The following is an 18075-nucleotide window of genomic DNA, read 5'->3' as shown; positions in this document are numbered from 1 at the left end:
CTAAACAATCGCGATTGATAGCACACTCGAAGTTAGAACTTATCAATACTAGTGTACACACCGAAAAGTCCGTATAATCACGCCCCACTATTTTATTGGATAAACCAGTCAGTAATGTTGACTAAATGTGAGTGCCTGTAATGAGTCAAACAGACAACAGAAAAGAGATCCTTGAATTTAATAAACTGCAAAAACGTTTAAGAAAAAACGTTGGAAATGCCATTGTTGATTACAATATGATAGAAGACAATGATGTTGTTATGGCTTGCATCAGTGGTGGGAAGGACTCGTTTGCCATGCTGGATATTTTGCTTAGTTTGCAAAAGTCGGCTCCCATAAAGTTTGAGGTGATCGCAGTCAACTTAGATCAAAAACAGCCTGGTTTTCCAGAGCATATTCTTCCTGAATACTTTGAAACGCTCAACATCCCTTACTATATCGTTGATAAAGACACATATTCAGTCGTCAGAGAAAAAGTACCAGAGGGAAAAACAACCTGTGGATTATGCTCTAGGCTCAGACGCGGAACCCTATACTCCTTTGCTGAGAAAATCGGCGCAACTAAAATAGCGCTGGGACACCACCTAGACGATATGGTTGAAACATTATTTTTAAATATGTTTCATGGCGCTAGACTCAAGGCGATGCCACCGAAGTTACGCTCTGATGATGGCAGAAACATCGTCATTCGACCGCTGGCATATTGTCGAGAAAAAGACCTAATTGCTTTTGCAGAGCAAAAACAATTCCCTATTATTCCGTGTAATTTGTGTGGCTCTCAAGAAAACTTACAAAGACAGACGATTAAAGCCATGCTTAACGAATGGGACAAAGCAACACCAGGCCGCGTTGAAAACGCGTTCAAAGCTATGCAAAATGTGAGTCCTAGCCAGCTAGCAGACAGAGAACTTTTTGACTTCAACAACCTGCCTCTTGACAGACAAGGCGATAGAGCCGAATACGAATTTAACGAAGCAACTGTCTCATCTACCAACATTGATGAGTCATTATTTATCGATGTGACCAACATTTAATATGGCAACTGGCCAGTATTAAAATCTCATGAGTCTATATTCACCCAAGCTTATAAATATAAGCTTGGGTTAGTACTACTTTTCAATCCAAGGTGTTATTTTGTCAATTTTGATATTGTCACTATTGTTGAAGAACGCGACAGTTTGGCCTTGCCAATCTGCACCAACTTCAAAAGTACATATGTGCTTATCACACTTTACTTGCTCATCATGAAATACCATGGGCGTTTTAAACGCAATCTTGATCCCCTTCTGATCAGGCAACAAGAACCCCATCAACTTGCTAACAAAAAAACCTGATAAATCTTCCAACAGTTCTTCAAACTCTGAATGCAACTGAAAGATATCTGCCTTATTTAAGTTATCTTTACTAAAGTGCTCTGCCTCAATTTGAAACTTAAGCTGACAATCATGTTTAGGATTCTTTGGTTCTATCACCACGACAGCTTTGTCTTTATCTAACTGTTTGTCGTATGGCAAAAGGAGTTGAGCATCTTGGGTGTAAGTCAAAGGTGATGTTGTATTCTCGGTCACAATCTCACCTTTCGCTATTTCACAAGGCTCTAAAGATGCAATATCAACTACATAGAAATTTACGCGAGCAAATTCAAAATTGCCCTTTTCTATCACTTTTAATCTGTCATAAAACCCGTCGTAAGAAACAACAAACTCTTTTGCATGAGCACTGTTAAAAACACCAAGCAACGCTAAAGAGAATACCAACCACTTATTACTCATCAAAATAATCCTTGTTATGACGTATCATATCATTGAGTTCCTCAATATAGGCATCGCCACGTTCAGAGTATGCCACAAGCCCCTGTGTTAACGTTGTCGCCTCAATGGGTAGCTTCTGCGCCCGCAACTGCGCACGCATGGCTCGCAGCTGACTATATGCATCGTGCGTATTTATATTTCTAAAATATGATTTAACCGCAGCGCGAACAGACTGAAACGCTGCAACTTCATGAGCCGCTTCACTATCCCTGTTTCTAGGAACCATTCCACAGCCCTTTCTGTAGCACCACTGTCCAAAAAAGTTTAAACCTATTCGAGCGAATCGAGAGGTTCCCCAAGCCGATTCGTTTGCTGCCTGCATGAGCGCAAGCTCTTTAGGAATGATATCGACATGCTGCAGCGCATTTTGCAAAGACGCTACCGACAATTCACTACTATCTAGGCGGTAATAGTCAAAAATAGAGTGTATTTTTTTAAGTTGTGCTTTCGTTAAAATTTCATCGACCTGTAACATCATAAGCGCTATTTCAAGTGTGGCGCGATGTTGTTTAATTAACTTATTTTCAGCAACGACATGGGGCTTAATAAAATCAAAAAAACGTTTTTTCTTTTCTTTTACGTCGCTAATAGCTGAGAAATCTGGAAGCGTTACATTGTGTAAAGGCTTTTCAACCACCTTTGGCTTAACTGGTGCCTTAATTTGCGACACTTCGCTTGAAGTTTGCAAAGATGAAGTTGGATAAATAAATGGGTAGCTCAACGCCCAAATAGACACTAAAACTAACACTAATTTAATAATTCTGACTTGCATGTCTGTCCTCTTCGCCTCTGTGCCAGTCAATTCCATTTTTAAGACTGTAAGTTACCTAACTAGCTTGCTAGTATCGGTATACAAGCACATAGCATCATTTTTTAAACGTATTAATCAACGGCCAATTATACTTAAACTTATAATTAAACGCGAATTTCTGTGCACTTATCGTGTAAAAGTATAGCCTATGGATTACTGCAATACGGAGCATCTATGCAAACAGTTTGGCAACAAAGATTATCACAACAGCATAAACACCGCCCAAATGACAACCGCTCACCATGGCAAATAGACCGTTCTCGAATTATTCATGCAGCAGCGTTTAGAAGGTTACAAGCAAAAACGCAGATTATGAGTATTGGCGTCAACGACTTTTATCGCACTCGCCTCACACACTCACTTGAAGTATCCCAAATCGGTAGTGGCTTGCTAAGACATTTAAAAATTAAACACCCTGATTTTTCACACTTTCCTTCAACCAGCTTGATTGAAACTTTATGCTTGGCTCATGATATAGGCCACCCGCCTTTTGGTCATGGCGGTGAAACCGCTCTGAACTATTTAATGGGGGATCATGGTGGTTTTGAAGGAAACGCACAAACTTTACGAATAGTTGCGAAGCTTGAACCATATAGCAAAGGGTTTGGGATGAACCTAACACGTAGAACACTACTTGGGTTTGTTAAGTACCCCGCGATTATCGATACATTATGGTTCAACAAACCCACTCACGACAGTAACCAACGATTTATAAAAGCAAATGACTGGTTACCTGCAAAAGGCATTTATCACTGTGATAGAGATGTGTTCGACTGGATTATTTCGCCTTTTACTCTTAACGATCAAGCATTACTGCAACAGCACCAAGCAATTGACCAGTATCGGTGTAAAACGCTATTCAAATCTTTAGACTGCGCAATAATGGAGCTTGCTGATGATATAGCATACGCAGTTCATGACTTGGAAGACGCTATTGCAACCGATACATTGACGCATACCGATTGGGCCCAATACGCTCAGCCTAAGCTAGCAGCTTTAGACTCTCCATGGTTAATAAAGAACCTCGACAAGCTTACTCACCGACTGTTTTCCAGAGATGAAGCATTGCGCAAAGACGCCATTGGTGAACTTGTTAATTTATTCATCGTTAACAGCACCCTTTCAGTCCAAAACCATAATTTTGAATCACCACTTTTAAAATACAGTGTCTCATTAGATGAAGAGTTTTCTAACATCCTAGATATACTAAAAATATTCGTTTTTGAACGCTTGATCCGAGAACCTAAAATGCAGCAAATAGAGTTCAGTGGGCAAAATCTGCTAATCGATTTATTTCGGGCACTGGCGAGCGATCCGATGCGGCTGTTGCCATATACAACACAAGATCAGTATATTCATGCAAGCTCTGAGGAACTGCAAATGAGAGTTCTCGCGGATTATTTAAGTGGTATGACCGATGAGTATGCTCGCCGGACTCATCAGCGATTGTTTGCTAGTGAATAAAGCAAAACGCCAAGTCAAATGACTTGGCGTTTAAAATTAATTCATAACAAGCTGAGAGAAATAACTCGTTACTAAATTATTTATTCAACAATACTAATCCACTTAAATCGCTGTTTTACCGTATTGTTTAACGAATTCTTTTACAGGCATGTCGTTGCAACGCAAGCTACGAGCTTTATGGCCATGTAATGCGATGCTCGCTACACCATCTTTTGCTGCTTTGATGCATAGCTCAGTCTCTGCAGTAGAAGTTTTAGCAATAAGTGCAACCTTCTTTTGTGCTGAACCTTTGCTGTTTTCTCCCGCTTGTTTTGCAATTTCGCGAACATCTGTGCCATTGCATACCAATGTTTTTGAAAAGCGAGAAATAAAGATACCGTGCTTTTGTGCTTCCGTACGAGCTGCGCTAAGTCCTTCTTGGGCTGCAATTACACAAATTTGTGATTCTGGTGACGCATTTGCCGCAGTGTAATCTACTTTTGCAGAAACAGATGTAACCGTTGAGAGTGCAATAATTAATGATAGTGACTTAAACATAATATACCCAATTTGAACGAATTTGCGCGCATTATATAACCAGGTTTTTCGTTGTAAATGATAAATTCTGCCTTTTTTGTGTATTTAATAGACTATTTACATCTAAGAAAAGAATTCACCGAGCCCCGCTAACAACTGTTCATTTTTTTACAATAAAAGTCTAGTTTTTAACCTTTCCTGAGCGCCATTACATAGCGCGTATTCCAGCGCTGTAACAAATCCTACTTAAGCCCGCCAAGCCGATTTACCTTAAATGGGGAAGCTTTTAGGTTCATTTAGGTTCATATAAAACAAATCTAGGCTTTAATACTTAAAATTACCTGTGCGGTTCCATTTAAAACACAATTTACATTTTCACTACAAATACTTGCATAAACTTACTAAGAGACTATTTTTAATTTTGTTATCTATATAAAAAATTTTGACTCTTTGTAACTCACATAAGGAACTCGCTATGTTATGGCCTGTAAAAAAAGTAACGTGGAAAGTTGTTCTTGCAGTTTCCACTTTTAGTCTGTTCAGTGTTTCTAACGCTTTTGCAGAGGTAGCGATCATTGTTCACCCAAGCAATGCATCTTCCTTTGATCAAGAAACAATCAAGAAAATATTTTTGGGGAAAACAAAGTCGTTTTCCAATGGTAGATCAGCCATTCTAATCAGTGCTAGTTCTGGCGACCCCGCAACCGATGAGTTCAATACAAAGGTCATAGGCAAGTCGAGTAGTCAGGTCAAAGCTTACTGGTCAAAAATTTTATTTACGGGTAAAGGTACCCCTCCTCAAGAGATGGATTCAGCAGGTGATATCATTTCTGCAGTTTCTTCTAATCCAGATGCCATTGGCTATGTCGACGCAAGCGCTGCAACTGATGCAGTAAAAGTCGTTGCAACATTTTAAGTAGGGGTAGAAAGATGAAAAACTTATTAACTGTTACTTCGAGTATCGCCATGCTGGTGTCTACTTGTGCATTTGCAGATCTCAGAATCAGTGGCTATGGCTCAGTTATTGCTGGTAAAACACTGGGGACGGTTGACGACCCGCTAAATCCCGGCCAAACAAGAGACGAAATATTTACTGCCGATTTTTATGATGTAGGCCAATATAAAAATGATTTAACCTTTAAAGCAGAGTCCATTTTCGCCGTACAGGCTGTTATGGACTTAGCTGATAATTTTTCTGCTACTGCCCAGCTGGTTGCAAAAGGCGTCGATGATTTTGAGCCTGAGTTTGATTGGTACTACGTCACCTACCAGGCATCAGAAAACCTCAGAATTATGGCGGGCCGTCGCAATATTCCGATGTATTACTTTTCTGAGTTTTCAGAGGTGGGTTATGCCTACCCATGGATGCGCCCACCATCAAATTTATATTGGTGGCAAGTTACTCAGTTTAATGGGATAAGTGCCATGTATGATTTTGAGTTAGGCGGATTCTCTAACTCACTCACATTCTTTTATGGTAACGAATACTCGGATGACAACGTTGAAATGCTCTATTACAACAAACTGTATGGCGGCAATGCTAGAACAGTTAACGAGTTTTGGACCGATATTACCGGCATGAACTGGAATGTTTCTGGGGACAACTTTGATTTACGATTTGTGTATTTCACAAATGATCGTGATAGGGAAACGATTCAGCAAGACGGTAGTATTGACCCATACACACCATTTTCGCAAACATTTTTAGGCCTAGGTGGTAATGTCTCACTTAACCAGTTCACCTTGCTTTTTGATATAAATATGGTCGATTATGATGACGATGTAGGAACTGAGTTCCCAACCTATTTACTCTCTTTAGTTTATAACTGGGGTGACTACCAGCCTTACATTTCTTACTCAAAGGCCGATCATGAACGTTCGAAGGTGCCCACAGAAGACCTAGAAGAGCACTATGTTCTTGGTTTTGGCTTACGTTATAACTTTTTACCTAGTGCTGCTTTTAAGATTCAATATGATAAGTTTGTTGACCAAGGCCACAAACCTACCGGTTGGGCTTATCATGGCGACTCAAGAGCTATCTCCTTTGGCGTAGACTTCGTATTCTAATTTTGCCAACTATTGAGCGCCGTTTACATTACTAAAGCGGCGCTTTTTATTTCCTTTCGAACGCTTAGTTCCAAACCACCAAGATATCACTTACTCCACTTGGATATTTTGCTCTTAGTTAATGAATGATATGATTCACAAGTTCAGCTTTAAATAAAAAATATCAAAAACTGCTCATTATAAAACAACACTCTAAACAAAGTTTAAGTACCAATGACCGGTATATCATTGGCGCTATAAGGTAGTAAAAATGAAAGTTATTTCTTTTAATATCAATGGATTAAGAGCTAGACTCCATCAACTACAAGCTATCATTGACAAGCATCAGCCCGACATCATAGGCTTGCAAGAAATCAAAGTACATGATGAAGCTTTTCCGGTAGAAGATGTAGAAGCGATGGGGTATCACGTCTATTTTCATGGTCAAAAAGCACATTATGGCGTTGCTTTACTGTCGAAGACGCCCGCAAAACATCTTCAAAAAGGTTTTTTAACTGATACCGACGACTCTCAAAAGCGCATGATTATTGGCAGTTTTGATAGCTCTACAGGCGAAGAAGTTACGGTGATGAATGGCTATTTCCCTCAAGGTGATAATATTAATCATGAAATAAAGTTTCCCTATAAACGCCAGTTTTACGCCGACCTTATGACCCACCTAGAAGCGCACTGCAACAATGAGCAGGCCCTAATAGTGATGGGCGACATTAATATTTCTCCAACTGATCTAGACATTGGTATTGGAGAAGCCAATCGTAAACGCTGGCTTAAAACTGGTAAGTGTTCTTTTCAACCAGAAGAGCGCCAATGGTTAGATACGCTTTTGTCTTGGGGTCTCAAAGATACATTTAGAGAGCTAAAACCAGAAGATACACAGCAATATTCTTGGTTTGACTACCGTTCGCGCGGCTTTGATGACAATAGAGGACTTCGAATTGATGTCATTCTAGCTACAAGCATGCTGATGGAAAAATGTACGCAAAGTGACATAGACTATGAGCTGCGCGGTATTGAAAAACCGTCAGATCATGCTCCTATATGGGCTAAGTTTAACATTTAATCATGTGGCTTACTTTGACAGCGGCGGCACTTTTTGTCGCCACACTTAACAAACAAACCTACACAGCCTTGCTCTGTCGCCCAGCAAGGCAAACAGGCCTATTTGCTTGTTCGCTTTGTATCGCATTACTTTGGCAAATAAAGGCTGGCATATTAGAAAACCTCAATATTCATATATTGGGGATAACAGCAGTAACTTTAGTTATGGGTTGGCGTTTAGCCTGCTTAAGCGCGCTACTTGCAAGTATACTGCTAGTTAACTTTAGCGACTTAACTGTGGGCCAACTACCTGAGTTTTTAACCTTCACCGCATTTTTACCGATATACCTCAGTTATAGTATTTATTTATTGTGCTATAAGTTTTTGCCTAGGCACTTTTTTATTTACATTTTTGTATGCGCTTTTTTGTGTGCAGGTTTTGTTGGCGCAGCCAAAATACTTTTAAGCAGTGGTTACTTTTATCTAAGTGGAATGTATGATCTCGCCACTTTAAAAGCAAATTACATGTTTTATGCCGTTATCATGTGGTTTCCCGAAGCCATGTTAAATGGTATGGCCATCACATTGCTCATTACCTATCGCCCTCATTGGGTAAAAACTTTCTATGATCAGGAATACCTAAGCCGATGACTCTACTGTATCAGTGCCCTTTATGCTCAATGGCACTAGAGCAACAAAAGCAAAGCTTATGTTGTGAAAATCGCCACCAATTTGACTTTGCTAAAGAAGGCTACATTAATCTACTACCAGTACAAAATAAGAAATCCAAACAACCCGGCGATAATTTACAAATGGTGCAAGCTCGACGAGCATTTTTTGCAACTGATCACTATTTATTCTTACAACAAGCTATCGTCGATTTAATTTGTCGTTACCAGCCAAAATGTGTGATTGACTTAGGGTGCGGTGAAGGCTTTTACACGCACGCTGTGGCTAATGCAGTATCTCAACAAGACGATACCCAAATATATGGTGTAGACATATCTAAATCGGCAGTAAAGTATGCAGCCAAACGCTATAAAAATGTTCACTTTAGCGTAGCGTCAATAAAACAAACGCCCTTTGCGGATAGGGCTGCAGACGTTATGCTCAGCGTGTTCGCCCCTATTTTTGAAAATGAGTTGTATCGATTATCTGCAAACAACGGAAAATTGCTAATTGTTAGCCCAGGTCCCAAGCATCTGTTCGAATTAAAGCAATTTATTTATGATGATGTACAGTTACACGAGCCGGTAACCGCCCCCAAAGGGTTTGTACTTAAAAATCATACACTGATTGAACAAAAGCAAACAATAGAAGCAAAGGTCATTGAACACTTAATACAAATGACCCCATTTGCGTGGAAATTTAAAGACGTTCATTATCAGTTGATAAATGAACGCACAAGTCACGAAGTCACACTCTCTTTTTATCTGAGCGAGTTTGAAAAAGGCTAAAAGATCACGGCGCAGCTCGCTTTACTAGAGCTGCTCTTTTGTGAATGCCTTGTCCATTTTATTAAACATATCTGTCAACAGCTTAGCCAAATCTCTGTAACGTGGCTTTCTTGACGCGATAGGTCTGTCGTAGCCATTTTCAACCATCTTGTGGTAAAGCTCATTGTACCAAGTGCAAAGAGAGGGATTCAGTGGCGTCTCACAACGTTTACCCAACCACAGTAGTCCTTGAACGGGTAGAGAAAGAAAAAACAAAGCAATTGCAATCGCCTGCGGTAAATATTGCATACCCAGCTGACTTGTTTGAAAAAACACCGAAAATATCGCCAAAATAGGCATTACCGACAGAGATAATTCGGTTGCTTTAATCACTCTAAATTCCGCAAACATTGGCGCAAGCTCTTTGCGCATCGGCCACTCCTTTGCGTATTGGCGTCCAAGCTGCACTTGTGAAATAAGACTATTTTGCATCATCACTCCTAGGTGCTAACTTTTAAGTAAAAATTCGGGTAAAATTGTAAAACATAAAGTCAATTATACCTTTATCTAGCGCGTAGCTTATTCGCCACTATGCTTTAAGCTTAATATGCGTTTACTGTTATTGTCAAAACGGAAAGTCATTATGTCATCTTCCCATGTTCTGGTTTTAAACTGTGGTAGTTCAAGTCTTAAGTTTGCTATCATCGATGTTCACACTGGTTCAGAGGTGCTCTCAGGGCTAGCTGAGTGCCTTGCAGAGCAGCAGCCGCTCATAAAGTATAAATACGATGGCTCCAAACAAACGATCACGCTCGATAAAGGCGATGCACACCAAGTTGCCATCGCACGGTTAGTCGAACTCGTTAAGCAGCTTGGACTCGACGAACAGCTTATTGCTGTAGGTCACCGAGTTGTTCATGGTGGAGAACACTTCACGCATTCTGTGCTGATAACGAACGATGTGCTGCAAGCCATTAAACAAACTAGTACGTTGGCACCTTTACATAACCCTGCGAACTTACTTGGCATAGAAGCGGCGCAAGCTGCGTTTTCAACTTTACCTCAGGTCGCCGTTTTCGACACCGCATTTCATCAAACTATGGCACCACAAGCGTTTTTGTATGCTCTACCCTACGCGCTGTATAAAAGCCATGGGATTCGTCGCTATGGCTTTCATGGCACCAGTCATTATTATGTATCGACCCAAGCACATCAACTTTTAGAGTTAGATGCAAATAATTCTCGCCTGATCAGCGCTCATTTAGGCAATGGTTGCTCTGTCACTGCAATTAAAAACGGTCAATCAGTCGACACAAGTATGGGCCTCACCCCACTGGAAGGACTCATGATGGGCACTCGCAGTGGTGATATTGACCCAGGTATATTCGCATTTTTAGTGAATCAATTAAAATACTCACCAACTCAAGTAGACCTTTTGCTTAATAAACAAAGCGGCCTACTTGGGATCAGTGAACTCTCAAATGATTGCAGAACGATTGAAGAAGCCGCTGCAAACGGCCATGAGCAAGCACAACTAGCACTAGATATTTTCTGCTACCGCCTAGCCAAACAAATAGCCGCATTTGCAGTGCCACTAGGCGGACTTGATGCACTAATTTTTACCGGTGGTATTGGCGAAAACTCCGATACCATCCGTGCCAAAGTCGTTTCTCAACTGAGCTTTTTAGGCTTGCAGTTAGACAATGATAAAAATCTCAGTGCTAGGTTTGGCCAACAAGGCGTTATCACATCGGGCGAACTGCCTTGTGCAATCGTCATCCCAACCAATGAAGAGTGGGTCATTGCAACGGATGCAGCAACCATCGCGAAGGAGCAATAGTATGGGTCGTCGTATCATGCTTATTCCGGTATCTACAGGTGTTGGCCTAACATCGGTATCGGTTGGCCTAGTTAGGGCCCTTGAACAAAAAGCGGTCAAAGTGAATTTTTTCAAGCCTATCGCACAACCTCGCAAAGACGAACACGGACCTGAGAAATCAACCGTCATTGTAAAACAAGGCTCTGCGGTAACCCCCCCCATGCCATTCGATTTAAGTTATGCAGAACAAATGATTGGTGATGGTAAAGGTGATGACTTACTAGAAGAAATCGTTGAACGTTTTGAAAGTGCCGTTGCTGATGACGAAGTTGCAATCATTGAAGGCATGGTCCCGACCCGTTTGCAACCCTATGCCGGTCGAGTGAACAGAGAGATAGCACAAACACTTGGAGCTGATATTGTATTTGTGCTAACACCTGGCAATGACACAAATGAGCAATTAGAAGACAGACTGGAAATTGCAGCTGGTAACTACGGTACCGTGAATCACACTCGAGTACTTGGCTGTATTTTTAATAAAGTGAATGCGCCATTAGATGAACAGGGAAGAGCTCGCGCAGATTTAGTTGATCAACACGAACCCGAAGCGCTCGAAAATGAACTGAACCGTTTGGCCTCTTTGCCCATTTTTCGCAAGCACCCTTTTATGCTACTCGGTTCGATCCCGTGGGACTTTGACCTTGTTGCCCCCCGCGTTATTGATTTAAGCAACTACCTAAAAGCAGAGATTATTAATGCAGGCGACATGGAACATAGGCGTTTGCGTCGCGTAACATTTTGTGCAAGAACCGTATCTAATATTCTTAATCATTTTACTCCAGGCGCTTTACTCGTCACCCCTGGAGATCGCTCAGATGTACTTGTAGCTGCATGCTTATCAGCAATGAATGGCACCAAGATTGGCGCTATTTTACTGACTGGTGGTTTTAAACCAGAGCCCCGTATTATGGCCTTGTGTGAACAAGCGATGGAAACTGGCCTGCCGATACTTGCAACAACAGCAGATACTTGGCGAACATCACTGCTATTACATAACTTTAATATGGAAGTACCCAGTGACGATGAGCAACGGATCGATAAAGTAAAACAGCACAATGCAAATCATATCGACCCAGATTGGCTAGATCAATTAGCAGTTGGCGTTGCTAAAACACGCAAACTATCACCACCAGCGTTTCGTTACTTACTCACAGATTTGGCCCGCAAAGCCAATAAAACCATTGTGCTGCCAGAGGGCAATGAACCTCGAACAATCAAAGCAGCTGCTATTTGCGGCGAGCGTGGTATCGCCAAAACAGTATTGCTGGGTGAGCGCGAGGAAATTGAACGTATTGCAGCTCAGCAGGGGGTTGAATTAAATGATAACGTAACAATTATCGAGCCTCAGCTGCATATTGATAAATATGTTGCCCCCATGGTTGAGTTACGCAAAGGCAAAGGTTTAACAGAAGTTGTAGCGCAAGAACAATTACAAGATAACGTTGTACTTGGCACCATGATGCTTGCACAAAATGAAGTTGATGGCTTAGTATCAGGCGCGGTACACACCACCGCGAATACCATTCGGCCTCCTCTACAACTTATCAAAACCGCGCCTGGGTCATCTTTGGTAAGCTCTGTGTTTTTCATGCTATTACCCGACCAAGTGCTGGTTTATGGTGATTGTGCGATTAACCCCGACCCCACTGCAGAGCAACTTGCTGATATTGCCATCCAATCAGCAGACTCCGCAGCAGCGTTTGGCATAGAACCTCGTGTTGCTATGATCAGTTATAGTACAGGAACATCAGGACAAGGCGCAGACGTTGAAAAAGTGCGCGAAGCAACTAAGTTGGCCCAACAGAAAAGACCCGATCTCGATATCGATGGACCATTGCAATATGATGCAGCCATTATGGAAAATGTTGCAAAGAAAAAGGCACCAGACAGCAAAGTTGCAGGAAAAGCAACTGTGTTTGTATTCCCTGACTTAAATACGGGCAATACAACATACAAAGCAGTGCAACGTAGTGCTGAGCTGATAAGTATTGGCCCAATGCTACAAGGCATGCGCAAACCTGTTAACGACTTAAGCCGTGGCGCACTAGTAGAAGATATTGTTTTTACCATTGCCCTCACTGCAATACAAGCCCAGCAAATTGCTGACCAACAACGTTAATTGCCTGCTAGCCAAGATTTTTTAAGGTTAACTTATAAAACTCTTGGCTATACTATTTAACATGACTCAATTGCAAAAAGGTGGTGCATGTCAAAACAAACGCTGCAACTGCTCAGCCAAACATTTACCATTCATAGCCTTGATTGTGACGCCAACATTCCTCGTGAGGTAATGAGTTCCGACATTTACTTCATTGCCAAAACTGAAGACGAATTGTCTATTGTTTGTCCCAGTACTATAAAACTTGATAGCTTTGCAGCAGAGGGAGATTGGCGTGTACTAGAAGTTATCGGCCCACTTGGTTTTTCATTAACGGGGATTATGGCAAACATCTCAGGAGTACTTGCCAAAGCCAAAGTTTCTATTTTTTCAGTGTCGACCTATGACACTGATTATATTCTTGTTAAACAGCAACAAATTGAAACCGCTATAAAAGCGCTCAAGAAAGACGGATATATGGTGCTTTAAATGCAATTTTCTAAATCAGCAAGTTACGCCCCTATTACTTCGGTTAGCAACCTGTTTATGCACCTTGCCAGTCCCTTTACTGGTAAGGTTCATCCACTAACGGTACACCCTGAGCCCATATTTTCAACAGGTATGTTAGGCAGAGGTGTGTGTGTTGAAATGACAAGCAATAAAGTGACATCACCGGTCGCTGGCGCCATAGAGCAAATAAAGCGCAAAGGATGTGAATTTATTATTGTAGCTAATAATGGCCTAAAGTTACTTGTTCACGTGCACCTCCCAAGCGAATATGCCTCACTTGATAGACAGCCGATAAATGCATTTGGTAAAGAGCGTGTTGAACAAGGCGAAATTCTCGCATATTTCGATTTACCATCTTCCCAATTAAAAGTGCTTGGCACGCTAATCGTGCTAAATGCAGATAAATTAGGACCATGTTATTATCCATTGAGGCAAGTGAGTGCTGGACAAGACCCCCTACTCACCTTAACCAAAAAGTAACCAAAATAAGGCCATAAACAATGACCACCATGTACGGTATCCCAAACTGCGATACAATAAAAAAAGCGAAAAAGTTTCTTACCGACAATAACATTGCATTTAACTTTCATGATTATAGAAAAGACGGCATAGACGAGGCTCTACTTGAGAGCTTTTTTACCCAATTAGGCTGGGAGAATGTGCTCAACAAGCGTGGCACGACTTATCGCGCGTTAAGTGAAGAGCAAAAACAAACTCTCAATGAGCAAAACGCCAAAGCACTATTACTAGAGTCACCGGCCATGATTAAGCGCCCAATCTTAGTGAACGAAAACAAATACTATCTTGGCTTTAAAAAAGAGCAGTACCAAGAGATTTTCTCCTTATGAGTGAATATATAGATAGCGATGTAATAAAGCTTGCTCAATCTTTGATCCAGCTTCGTTCAGTCACCCCCGAAGATGCGGGTTGTCAAAAGTTAATGAATCGACGCCTCAGTGCTCTGGGCTTCAAAATTGAAGAACTTTTTTTTGTTGATACCCAAAATACTTGGGCTAGAAAAGGCACAGAAGGGCCTCACTTTTGTTTTGCGGGCCACACTGATGTGGTCCCAACAGGCACTGATTCTGCCTGGCGATACCCTCCTTTTGATGGCCAGATCCATAATGGCATGCTTCATGGCCGAGGTGCTGCAGACATGAAAGGCTCTTTAGCCGCCATGATAGTAGCAACGGAGCGCTTTATTAAAAAGCACCCAGATCATAGGGGATCTATCTCTTTTTTAATCACTTCGGATGAAGAAGGACCCTTTATCAATGGCACAACTCGCGTGGTTGATCTGCTTGAAGCGCGCAATGAAAAAATAGATATGTGCCTTGTTGGCGAGCCATCGTCGCGGTCCTCGCTAGGAGATGTCGTAAAAAACGGACGCAGAGGGTCACTTACTGGGCATCTAAAGGTAAAAGGTAAACAAGGCCATGTTGCCTACCCGCATTTAGCATCGAACCCTATCCATAAAGCAGCTCCTGCACTTGCTCAACTAAGCGAAACTGTATGGGACAATGGCAATGACTACTTCCCTGCCACCAGCTTTCAGATTTCAAATATTCAAGGTGGAACCGGTGCTGGCAATGTGATCCCCGGTGTGTTGGATGTGCAATTTAACTTTCGTTTTAGCACAGAAGTAACCGAACAAGCGCTAAAAGCAAAAGTCGATGATATTTTGCAATCTCATCAACTCGACTATGAGTTAGATTGGACTTTAAATGGTCTGCCGTTTTTAACAGAACCTGGTCCCCTACTAGATGTAACGCTAGATGCAATCAAAGATATAACAGGGATAGATGCGGCCCCAGAAACAACAGGGGGTACCTCTGATGGGCGCTTTATCGCGCAAACTGGATGCAAAGTCATCGAACTAGGACCTATCAATGCAACCATTCATCAAGTAGACGAATGTGTCAGTATTGAAGACCTAGAAAATCTTGCGCTGATATATGAGCGCATATTAGAAAAACTACTTGCTTAAGGGGATATATGGATTATTCGCAAGTCGCCTGCGGTTTATCTAAAAGCCACTTAACAGACTGGTATAGCCATGGGGTTCACACTGATGTCGTTAGTGACTTAACAGCCCTTGCATTTGCTGCCAAAAAGGCAGGATTTGATTTTTGCATTGCTTCTGCTCATAGGGACTTTGCTCGCCAAGCTACTATTTGGAATACCAAGTTTGTTGCAGAGCGACCTGTGTATGATTTACAAGGAAATAAAGTAGAACTAACGCAACTAAATGATATTCAAAGGTGCGAAGCAATTATGTTGTTCTCTGCTCTGCCAGGAGCTAGTAGACATCATTTTGGTAGCGACTTTGATGTATATGCTAAAAACTGTTTGCCACCCTCGCAATCTTTACAGCTTGAGCCTTGGGAGTACCAAATTGGCGGCCCGTTCGCTGAATTTAACCAGTGGTTAGACGAGCATCTAACAGACTATGGCTTTTTTAAACCATATGCTCACTTCCAAGGAGGGGTCGCTCAGGAACCATGGCATATCAGCCATCGACTGGTTGCGACACAACTAGAACAACATCAAACTATAGAAAATATTACTGCAGCCTTAGTTGCCAATGATGTATCGGGTAAACAAACCATTTTAAATCATTTGCCTAGCTTGTATAAACGGTTTATTACTAATATAACAGTGCCGCTGTGAGCTTAAACTTGACAAGTCCAAAAATATGCGGCGTGTGACTCAGCTTTAAGCAAAAAAATTAGTGTGTACTGGTGTCAAAGAGGATACAGCCCAAGACAAGGTTGTATCCTCTATTCATCATGATTGACGATAGCTTGAAAAGAATCGTTCCATACGCGCCATTGCGGGTTCTAACTCATCTTTGTGAGGTAAAAATACCAATCTAAAATGATCCGGCTCTGGCCAATTAAAAGCTCGACCATGAACGAGCAGAATTTTCTCTTCTCGCAGTAGGTCCAACATCATTTTTTCATCGTTTTTCACATTGAATTTAGCCGTATCAACTTTGGCAAACGCGTATAATGCCCCTTTAGGCTTAACACAGGATAAACCATCGATGTTATTTAAGCCTTCATAGGCTATGTTACGTTGTTCAAATAGACGCCCGCCTGGCTGTATAAGCGCGTCTATCGACTGGACGCCACCAAGTGCTTGTTGAATTGCAAACTGAGCGGGTACATTTGCGCATAAACGCATCGAAGCAAGCATATCTAACCCAGTGACTAGATCACTCATTGCACTCACTTTACCACTTAAAATCATCCACCCCATGCGCAAACCCGCTGCACGATATGTTTTAGCTAAACCATTAAAAGTGATCACAGGTAAGTCATCACACATTGCCGCAATAGATGTATGTTCAACGCCGTCATACAGGATCTTTTCATAGATTTCATCCGACAACAGCAACAACTGATGTTCACGCGCAATATCAATTAATCCTTGTAATAAGGATTTGTCGTACACAGCACCCGTTGGATTGTTTGGATTAATTAGCACCAGTGCTTTGGTCTTGTTGGTTACTTTTTTCTTTATATCTTCGAGATCTGGAAACCAATCTTGTTGCTCATCACACCGATAATGCACCGGCGTGCCGCCTGCTAGTGTGACTGATGCAGTCCAAAGGGGGTAGTCAGGCGCGGGTATAAGTACTTCATCACCATTGTTTAGCAATGCCTGTGTTGTCATTTGGATAAGTTCACTGACACCGTTGCCAATATAAACATTATCTACACTAATATGTGGTAAAGATTTTTGTTGATAGTGTTGATACACCGCGACTCTTGCGGAGTAAAGGCCTTTTGAGTCGCAGTAGCCCTGCGCAGAGTATAAGTTACGAATAATATCTCTGTGCATGTCTTCAGGCATATCAAAGCCAAAAGCAGCTGGATTACCGATATTGAGCTTTAATACTTTAAGCCCGTCTTCTTCCATTTTTTTGGCTTGAGTTAGCACCGGACCACGAATGTCATAGCATACACCGTGCAGTTTGTTACTTTTTGTAATTTTAGTCATTAATCCCCCCATTTCCACCGCTTAGCATAGCTTAAATATGCTGATGAAAACTAGAGGGATATCGCAAGATATTGATGATAATAATGGAAGTTATGAATTCATAGTCAGCCATTGCAATAGTTGTGACTTCGAGCCAACTACTTGTTCCGTGATCACCTGCATATTTTCCTCAACACTGGCGTCATCTCCTTTAATAAGCCCTTGCTCAATGGCTCTGGCAGTACTACTTAAACTTATCGCGCCAAACTGAGCCGCGTTTGATTTCAAACTATGGGCATGCCTAATTGCTTCTTGTTTATCAGAGTCTAATGCCAGCTTAAGATCGTTTTCCAACCTTTCAAACTCACTACAGCAGAAAACTAAAGTATCCTCAAACTGCTCTCCAAGTAGGGACTGCATACTTTCCAATGCCCCATTATCAATACTTACACTCATATAAT

The 18075-nt window shown here is 41.5% G+C and carries 20 protein-coding genes; 14 read left to right on the top strand and 6 right to left on the bottom strand.

All coding sequences use genetic code 11. The annotated features are described in order from the left end of the window. The first annotated feature begins 140 nt into the window (after positions 1-140). On the top strand, positions 141-1034 hold the full coding sequence (gene ttcA, locus GDK41_RS07090; protein ID WP_152085745.1) for a tRNA 2-thiocytidine(32) synthetase TtcA: 894 nt from the start codon (positions 141-143) through the stop codon (positions 1032-1034). 75 nt (positions 1035-1109) lie between these two features. On the opposite strand, the gene GDK41_RS07085 is transcribed toward ttcA, so the two are convergent. Together GDK41_RS07085 and GDK41_RS07080 are read right to left on the bottom strand one after the other, a co-directional pair. Continuing rightward, complete coding sequence (locus GDK41_RS07085) at positions 1110-1772, bottom strand: DUF2987 domain-containing protein (RefSeq protein ID WP_152085744.1); 663 nt, start codon at positions 1770-1772, stop codon at positions 1110-1112. Next, complete coding sequence (locus tag GDK41_RS07080; protein ID WP_152085743.1) at positions 1765-2583, bottom strand: glucosaminidase domain-containing protein; 819 nt, start codon at positions 2581-2583, stop codon at positions 1765-1767. The genes GDK41_RS07085 and GDK41_RS07080 overlap by 8 nt, the downstream gene beginning before the upstream one ends. Positions 2584-2796: 213 nt before the next feature. On the opposite strand from GDK41_RS07080, the gene GDK41_RS07075 reads away from it, so the two are divergent. Continuing rightward, the gene (locus GDK41_RS07075) at positions 2797-4086 is read left to right on the top strand and encodes an anti-phage deoxyguanosine triphosphatase (RefSeq protein ID WP_152085742.1); all 1290 of its coding nucleotides are present in this window, start codon (positions 2797-2799) and stop codon (positions 4084-4086) included. A 102-nt stretch (positions 4087-4188) separates the two neighbouring features. Here the strand turns inward: GDK41_RS07075 and GDK41_RS07070 are convergent, their stop codons facing one another. Continuing rightward, complete coding sequence (locus tag GDK41_RS07070; protein ID WP_232056542.1) at positions 4189-4623, bottom strand: exonuclease III; 435 nt, start codon at positions 4621-4623, stop codon at positions 4189-4191. Between the two features lie 454 nt (positions 4624-5077). Here GDK41_RS07070 and GDK41_RS07065 point away from each other — a divergent pair, with 454 nt between their 5' ends. The 5 genes from GDK41_RS07065 to rlmA all read left to right on the top strand — a co-directional run bounded on the left by GDK41_RS07065 (position 5078) and on the right by rlmA (position 9164). Beyond that, entirely contained in the window at positions 5078-5518 is a 441-nt protein-coding gene (locus tag GDK41_RS07065) for a substrate-binding domain-containing protein (protein ID WP_152085740.1), read from the top strand. Positions 5519-5532: 14 nt separating this feature from the next. Beyond that, entirely contained in the window at positions 5533-6669 is a 1137-nt protein-coding gene (locus tag GDK41_RS07060; protein ID WP_152085739.1) for a hypothetical protein, read from the top strand. A 250-nt stretch (positions 6670-6919) separates the two neighbouring features. Beyond that, on the top strand, positions 6920-7729 hold the full coding sequence (xthA, locus tag GDK41_RS07055; protein WP_152085738.1) for an exodeoxyribonuclease III: 810 nt from the start codon (positions 6920-6922) through the stop codon (positions 7727-7729). Between the two features lie 2 nt (positions 7730-7731). Continuing rightward, positions 7732-8358, top strand: coding sequence for an energy-coupling factor ABC transporter permease (locus tag GDK41_RS07050; RefSeq protein WP_152085737.1), 627 nt, complete (start codon positions 7732-7734; stop codon positions 8356-8358). After that, positions 8355-9164 (top strand): 23S rRNA (guanine(745)-N(1))-methyltransferase, encoded by an 810-nt coding sequence (gene rlmA, locus GDK41_RS07045; protein WP_152085736.1) that lies wholly within the window; start codon positions 8355-8357, stop codon positions 9162-9164. The genes GDK41_RS07050 and rlmA overlap by 4 nt, the downstream gene beginning before the upstream one ends. A 24-nt stretch (positions 9165-9188) precedes the next feature. On the opposite strand, the gene yfbV is transcribed toward rlmA, so the two are convergent. Then, positions 9189-9635 (bottom strand): terminus macrodomain insulation protein YfbV, encoded by a 447-nt coding sequence (gene yfbV, locus GDK41_RS07040; RefSeq protein ID WP_152085735.1) that lies wholly within the window; start codon positions 9633-9635, stop codon positions 9189-9191. A 151-nt stretch (positions 9636-9786) separates the two neighbouring features. Between yfbV and GDK41_RS07035 the strand changes: the two genes are divergently transcribed. The 7 genes from GDK41_RS07035 (at position 9787) to GDK41_RS07005 (ending at position 16300) form a co-directional block, all read left to right on the top strand. Next, positions 9787-10983 (top strand): acetate kinase, encoded by a 1197-nt coding sequence (locus GDK41_RS07035; protein ID WP_152085734.1) that lies wholly within the window; start codon positions 9787-9789, stop codon positions 10981-10983. A 1-nt stretch (position 10984) separates the two neighbouring features. Then, on the top strand, positions 10985-13141 hold the full coding sequence (pta, locus tag GDK41_RS07030) for a phosphate acetyltransferase (protein ID WP_152085733.1): 2157 nt from the start codon (positions 10985-10987) through the stop codon (positions 13139-13141). An 87-nt stretch (positions 13142-13228) separates the two neighbouring features. Continuing rightward, on the top strand, positions 13229-13609 hold the full coding sequence (locus GDK41_RS07025) for an ACT domain-containing protein (RefSeq protein WP_152085732.1): 381 nt from the start codon (positions 13229-13231) through the stop codon (positions 13607-13609). After that, positions 13610-14110 carry a PTS glucose transporter subunit IIA gene (locus GDK41_RS07020; protein ID WP_152085731.1) on the top strand — a complete coding sequence of 167 codons (501 nt, stop codon included), beginning with the start codon at positions 13610-13612 and terminating at the stop codon, positions 14108-14110. A gap of 20 nt (positions 14111-14130) precedes the next feature. Then, entirely contained in the window at positions 14131-14478 is a 348-nt protein-coding gene (locus GDK41_RS07015; protein ID WP_152085730.1) for an ArsC family reductase, read from the top strand. Further along, positions 14475-15617 (top strand): succinyl-diaminopimelate desuccinylase, encoded by a 1143-nt coding sequence (gene dapE, locus GDK41_RS07010; RefSeq protein WP_152085729.1) that lies wholly within the window; start codon positions 14475-14477, stop codon positions 15615-15617. Before GDK41_RS07015 ends, dapE begins: the two co-directional genes overlap by 4 nt. Before the next feature lie 8 nt (positions 15618-15625). Next, complete coding sequence (locus GDK41_RS07005; RefSeq protein ID WP_152085728.1) at positions 15626-16300, top strand: M15 family metallopeptidase; 675 nt, start codon at positions 15626-15628, stop codon at positions 16298-16300. A gap of 117 nt (positions 16301-16417) precedes the next feature. On the opposite strand, the gene GDK41_RS07000 is transcribed toward GDK41_RS07005, so the two are convergent. Further along, positions 16418-17635 carry a pyridoxal phosphate-dependent aminotransferase gene (locus GDK41_RS07000; protein WP_152085727.1) on the bottom strand — a complete coding sequence of 406 codons (1218 nt, stop codon included), beginning with the start codon at positions 17633-17635 and terminating at the stop codon, positions 16418-16420. Between the two features lie 90 nt (positions 17636-17725). Then, positions 17726-18070, bottom strand: coding sequence for an Hpt domain-containing protein (locus GDK41_RS06995; RefSeq protein ID WP_152085726.1), 345 nt, complete (start codon positions 18068-18070; stop codon positions 17726-17728). Positions 18071-18075 lie beyond the last annotated feature (5 nt).

This window comes from Pseudoalteromonas sp. A25 (assembly GCF_009176705.1).
Lineage (GTDB): Bacteria > Pseudomonadota > Gammaproteobacteria > Enterobacterales > Alteromonadaceae > Pseudoalteromonas.
This window is presented reverse-complemented; position numbering and strand designations above follow the sequence as displayed.